Below are 5,557 nucleotides of genomic sequence, written 5' to 3'. Positions count from 1 at the left end.
CAGCTGACGCGGTTGCGCTTCCCCGAGCGCGCCATCCCCTCGGGACTGAAGTCGACGTTCCAGAAGATGGGCGAGCTGGATGTCGAGGCTGCCCGGAAGCTGACGCAGCTTCTGGACACCGAGGACCTCGCTCTCGCCGACCAGATCCGTGACATCGATGACCAGGTCGACGATCTGCACGTGAGCGTCTTCGAGAAGGTCCTCAGCGACAGCTGGTCGGGCGAGCCCGCGCAGACGGTGGATGCCACCCTCGCGAGCCGCTACCACGAGCGCTTCGTCGACCACGCCGTCTCGGTCGCCAAGAAGGTGCAGTACCTGGCAGAAGGCGGCGAGTTCTACGCGAGCGATGGGACAGCCACGGGAGAGTAACTCTCCCCCTCCAGCTCACGAGAAGAGCGGATGCCTCACGCGAGGCATCCGCTCTTCTCGTGAGATTCGGGTCTCGGCTTACTTCTTGCCCTGAGCAGCCACGGCGGCGGCACCAGCAGCAGCGGCCTCGGGGTCCAGGTACTCGGCGGGACCGAGCGGGACGAGGTTCTCGTCAAGCTTGTAGACCAGCGGGATGCCGGTCGGGATGTTGAGCTCGGCGATGTCGGCGTCACTGATGCCGTCGAGGTGCTTCACGAGGCCCCGCAACGAGTTCCCGTGCGCGGTCACGAGCACCGTCTTGCCGGCGCGCAGGTCAGCGGCGATGTCGCTCTCCCAGTACGGCATCATGCGATCGATGACGAGCTTGAGGGACTCCGTGCGGGGCACATCGCCGTCGATCCCGGCGTAGCGAGGATCGTGGACCTGGCTGAACTCGCTGTCATCATCCAGCGGCGGCGGCGGCACGTCGAACGAGCGGCGCCACAGCATGAACTGCTCGGGGCCGAACTCCTCGAGGGTCTGTGCCTTGTCCTTGCCCTGCAGCGCGCCGTAGTGGCGTTCGTTGAGTCGCCAGGTGCGCTTGACCGGGATCCAGAGGCGGTCGGCGGCATCCAGCGCGATGTTGGCGGTCTGGATCGCGCGGCTGAGCAGCGACGTGTGCAGAACGTCGGGAAGGATGCCCTGCGCGGCCATCAACTCCCCGCCCCGGCGGGCCTCGGCCTGCCCCTGCTCGGTGAGCCGCACATCGACCCATCCGGTGAAGAGATTCAGCTCGTTCCACTCGCTCTGGCCGTGTCGGAGAAGGATCAACGTATATGGCTCGGTCATGGCCCTCATGATATCCGGGCCAGGTGTCCGACAGATGGCGCGGTGGGCCGTGAAAGCCCTCGCGCGCACGGGCTCGGACGCGCGCGCACCGCTGGCATCATTGGGGGCGTGTCCTCTGCTCCTTCCGCGCCGACCGGGCGCCCCACGCGGGGCACGACAGGCACGAACCGGTTGCGCCGCGTCGACCGGTGGATAGCGCGGCATCCCGTGCTCCGTCGCGCATCCGACCCTCTGATTGTCGACCTCGGGTACGGCGCCACCGGCATCACGACCCTCGAGTTGGCTGCGCGCTTGTCGCCGGTGAGGCCCGACATCGACGTGTTGGGCCTGGAGATCGACCCCGAGCGGGTCGAGCGAGCACGCGAGCAGTTGCGAGCGGTCCGCGCGGGCCTCACGAGTTTTGACCCTGATACCCGGGTCTCGTTCGCGCGAGGGGGTTTCGAGATCCCGACGCCCCGGCGTCCGATCGTCATCCGCGCCCTGAACGTCCTGCGCCAGTACGACGAGTCCGAGGTCGCGGCGGCGTGGTCGCTCATGGCCGGTCGCCTGGCGCCAGACGGATTGCTGGTCGAAGGGACCTGCGATGAGATCGGGCGCGTCATGACCTGGGTCGTCATCGGGCCGGATGCCGCACCTCGCTCCCTCACGGTGTCGCTGCGGCTGGCGGGACTCGATTCACCGGCGATCGCCGCCGAGCGTCTCCCGAAGGCACTCATCCACCGGAACGTCCCCGGTGAGCGGATCCACACTTTCCTCGCCGATCTCACGCGCGAGTGGGAGCGGGCCGCACCGCTGTCGACGTTCTCGCCCGTGCAGCGCTGGCGCGCAAGCTTGCAGGCGATGCTCGACGCGGGCTGGCCGCTTGTCGGACGTCATCGGTGGCGGCTGGGCGAAGTCACCGTCCCGTGGGCATCGGTCTCGCCGCGCTGAGCCCACCGGGCGAATCAGATGCGTGGGACGGCGTGCGCGGCGTCCTCACCCGACATGCCCGCGGCGGTGAGCAAATCCACGGCAAGGGGCCGAAGCGCCGCAACGAGGTTCTGATCCCCCAGCGTCGAATCGGGAAGCACCACGGCAGGATCCAGCCGCACCGCGACAGCGCGGAGTGCCTCACGGGCTACCGGCTCCAGCGAAATGTCACGCAACGACTGGGCGATGAGATCTGCCCCGCGGCCGAGGTCGGCCAACAGATCGGCAGCGACGGGGCGAGGCTGCCGATCATCGACGAGGTACACCGTGCGCCGAGCGATCACCCGAAGGTTGCGGCAGGCGAAGTCCATCGCCTGCCAGATGCGCTGGTGGCGCGCGATCTCATGCCGCTGCGAGCGCAGGAACGGCGAGATCCGGGCGATCCCCATGCCCGATTCGAGCGTCAGCCGCCAGTCGTCGATGTCGGCCTGCAGGGCCCGGGCCTTCTCGAGCCCCCGCTGCGCACGGACGCGGTCGCCCCGTCGCAGGGCCCTGATGATCGTGTCGGTCGCGCTCTGGAAGCGCGTGAACAACACCTCACCGGAGGCGACCTCGGTGCGTTGCGGGCTGCGCGGGATCAACGCCGTCACGAGCAGCGCCGCGATTCCACCGACGACTCCGTCGATAAGGCGCAGCATCGGGGAGCTCGTCGGGATGATCATGACGATAAGCGACTGAATCGCCGCAGCTATCGCAAACCCCGGTTGGGGTGAGAGGAAGCGTGCGACGGCGAGGGTTGCGGCAAGTGCGAGGCCCAGCTGCCACCAGCCGGAGCCGGCGACCAGGAGCAGCACCTCGGCCACAAGGATGCCGATGATCATGCCGATAACGGTCTCGAGCACGCGACGCGGCCGAGCGTCTCGGACGAGCCCGAGGCTCGAAACTGTCACCGTCGCGGCAAGCAGTGGCGCCGGGTGTCCGAGGACATATGTGGCGAAGGCATACGCTCCCGTTGCCGCGACGACGATCTGGACGATGGCGACGGATGACGCACGCAACCGCATCCATCCCGGCCGCGGGCTGAACCTACTCCACCAGCGCACCCGAATCGGGAGGGTCAGGGGCGCCGTCTCGTCGGGTGCCGCCGGGCGTGGCGAGCCCGGGTCTTGCGCCGCGCTCACGACCCGGACGGCGCCGCGGCGCTCGCGCGCCGGGAGAGCCGAGGCAGCCGAGGCACGGATGCTGCAGCACCGGCCTCGGGCGGGACGATCGTCTCGAGCCGGGCGGAGACAGCGCCCTCCGCCGTCTCGACCGTCGCGTCGCCGTCGGGAGTCGTGCGTCTCACGAGAGCCAGTCCGATGGGTCCGTCATCCATGTGGAGGGCGACGGAGGTGAGGACACCCACCTCGCTACCCGCGACGCGAACCTCGGACCCCGGCGGCGGCAGGATGCTGTCGGCACCGTCGAGGTGCACCGCCACGAGGCGCCGGGGAGGGTGACCGAGGTTGTGGACCTTGGCGACAGTCTCTTGGCCGCGGTAGCACCCTTTGCTCAGGTGCACGGATGTTCGCAGCCAGTCGAGCTCGTGCGGAAGGGAACGTTCGTCGACCTCGCGCGCCCAGCTCGGGCGCCACGCGGCAATGCGCAGCGCCTCGACGGCGAGTAGGCCGGCCAGCGTCACCTCGCCCGCCGCCGCAGCATCCGCGATCCGGTCGCGCTCGGAAGCCTCGACGATGATCTCGGCCCACTCCCGCGCCTGCCCCGGATGCTCACCCACCGCGTACCCGTACCCGCCGGCCGTGAGGCCCGGCCACGGGTCGAGCCACACCAGCGGAACGCCCGCGGGCGAGAACGCTGCGAGCCCGGCCGCGTCGGGTGAGGCCGCGCCGACGACGGCTACCTCATCGACGAGCCGGATCTCGACCCGCATCCGGAACCGCATCTTCGTCAGCCAGGCCACCAGCGGTTCGGCATCCGCGGAGTCGACCAGGAGCCAGGCGGTCTCGCCATCGTCGATGATTCCGGCGGCATGCTCGATGTGGCCGTTCGGATCCAGAATGAGCAGCTCGCTGCTTTCTCCCGGTACGAGCCCGGCCACAGCCTGCGACGTGATCGAGTCGAGCCACGCGAGCCGGTCGGGTCCGGTCACGCTGACCGCTGAGCGATTCTCGAGCGGAGCGACAGCGTCACCTCGCACCAGTCGGCGCTGCTCGACGAGGGGGTTACCGACGTGCATCAGGATGCCGTCGTCGACCACAGCACCCGGGACCCGCTCGAACGCGGATGCCATCAGTCGACCTTCGCGAGCCGCGCTGAGGCGTGCGAAGCGAGCGCACCGCCGAGCGCCGCGATATCCCAGGCCCACAGGAGGTGGGCGTCGACCAGCCCGTACATCCGGGTCGCTGCGGAGTACGACTTCGCCGATGCGGTGCGGATAACGGCATCCGTGGCGATGTCGATGCGGGGGCCGCGGATCTGCCCGAGGTAGAGCTCGCACACGCCGTCGGAGTGCACGAGCGAAACCTCGATCTCGAATCCTCCCTCGGGGGTCCGAAGGGCCTCGACATCGTCGACTGTCAGTGGCGAACCTGTGGCGGCTGCCGGGAGAAGGCCGGGGCCGGGAACGGCGTCGGTCGCGGGAATCGCCAACCGCCAGTATCCGGTCTCGCTCACCAGGGCTGTCCGCGGCCCGGCAGGATCGTCGGCATCCAGCAGCCACGCCTGAGCCGAGTAGTTGAGGTGGCCGCCTCCGTCGTGGCTGAAACTCACCCGGTGATGGAACTCACCGGTGAAGTGCGTGCCGTCGGTGTCGTAGTCGATGACACCGGTGCCCTCCCATACGCCGACCAGCCACGACAGTGGCGCAAGCTCGGCGGGGAGGTCGGTGGGAAGATCGATCACGGCGCGTCAGCGCTGGCCGCGGTACAGATTCTTCACGACGACACCCGAGACGAACACGATCGCGAGCGACGCGAGCGCAAGAAGGCCCACGAAGAAGAGTTCGAGCGCTACCAGGTCCATAGACCCAGTCTATCCCGGTTTCGCCGCGCCCGACCGGACTGCGCTCCAGACACGTCAGACACGCAACATGCGTCGGGACACCGCGCGTGACGGAGTGTCTCACGCAGGCTCGGGTGTCTCGGTCTCAGCCCCCGCTATCGCGGCACGATCGAGGCGAGCCCGAAGCCGAGGCTGATCACACCGAGCACGATCGCCGCACCGAGGGTGCTCAGCGCGACGCGCTCGACGAAGGCCTGAGATCGCCCGTAGGCCAGCTGCACCGCGAAAGCCAACACGACACACAACCCGAGAGCTACGCCGAGCCAGGCGATCCGCCACTCGGCAGGCACGAAGAAGCCGATGATCGCGCCGGCGACAGCGGCGGCCACCCAGACAGTGACGATCCCGCCGAAGGCACGGCGTGGAGCAAGCGGTGGCAGGTCCATCGCCC

The 5,557-nt window shown here is 68.9% G+C and carries 7 protein-coding genes; 2 read left to right on the top strand and 5 right to left on the bottom strand.

Annotated elements, in window-relative coordinates; translation table 11 throughout:
* Window positions 1-369: phosphate signaling complex PhoU family protein (locus tag B3587_RS15380; RefSeq protein WP_292730260.1), on the top strand; the 369-nt coding region annotated here is incomplete at its 5' end.
* 78 nt (window positions 370-447) lie between these two features.
* Here B3587_RS15380 and B3587_RS15375 read toward each other — a convergent pair.
* A complete protein-coding gene (locus B3587_RS15375) occupies window positions 448-1,197 on the bottom strand; it encodes a phosphoglyceromutase (RefSeq protein ID WP_228176832.1) in 750 nt (249 codons plus the stop codon).
* Window positions 1,198-1,305: 108 nt separating this feature from the next.
* On the opposite strand from B3587_RS15375, the gene B3587_RS15370 reads away from it, so the two are divergent.
* Window positions 1,306-2,127, top strand: coding sequence for a class I SAM-dependent methyltransferase (locus tag B3587_RS15370; RefSeq protein WP_292730256.1), 822 nt, complete (start codon window positions 1,306-1,308; stop codon window positions 2,125-2,127).
* A gap of 14 nt (window positions 2,128-2,141) precedes the next feature.
* Here the strand turns inward: B3587_RS15370 and B3587_RS15365 are convergent, their stop codons facing one another.
* The 4 genes from B3587_RS15365 to B3587_RS15350 form a co-directional block, all read right to left on the bottom strand.
* Window positions 2,142-3,287, bottom strand: coding sequence for an FUSC family protein (locus B3587_RS15365; protein WP_292730253.1), 1,146 nt, complete (start codon window positions 3,285-3,287; stop codon window positions 2,142-2,144).
* Window positions 3,284-4,396 (bottom strand): YgfZ/GcvT domain-containing protein, encoded by a 1,113-nt coding sequence (locus tag B3587_RS15360; protein WP_292730250.1) that lies wholly within the window; start codon window positions 4,394-4,396, stop codon window positions 3,284-3,286. The genes B3587_RS15365 and B3587_RS15360 overlap by 4 nt, the downstream gene beginning before the upstream one ends.
* Window positions 4,396-5,007, bottom strand: a complete 612-nt coding sequence (locus tag B3587_RS15355; RefSeq protein ID WP_292730247.1) for an FABP family protein — start codon at window positions 5,005-5,007, stop codon at window positions 4,396-4,398. The genes B3587_RS15360 and B3587_RS15355 overlap by 1 nt, the downstream gene beginning before the upstream one ends.
* A gap of 254 nt (window positions 5,008-5,261) precedes the next feature.
* Window positions 5,262-5,557, bottom strand: a 296-nt coding sequence (locus B3587_RS15350; protein ID WP_349675798.1) for a hypothetical protein, incomplete at its 5' end; no start/stop codon positions are given.

Origin of the sequence: Microbacterium sp. UBA837 (assembly GCF_002296025.1) — a bacterium.
GTDB lineage: Bacteria > Actinomycetota > Actinomycetes > Actinomycetales > Microbacteriaceae > Microbacterium.
The sequence above is the reverse complement of the archived record's forward strand: the minus strand, read 5'-3'. Positions and strand labels throughout refer to the sequence as shown.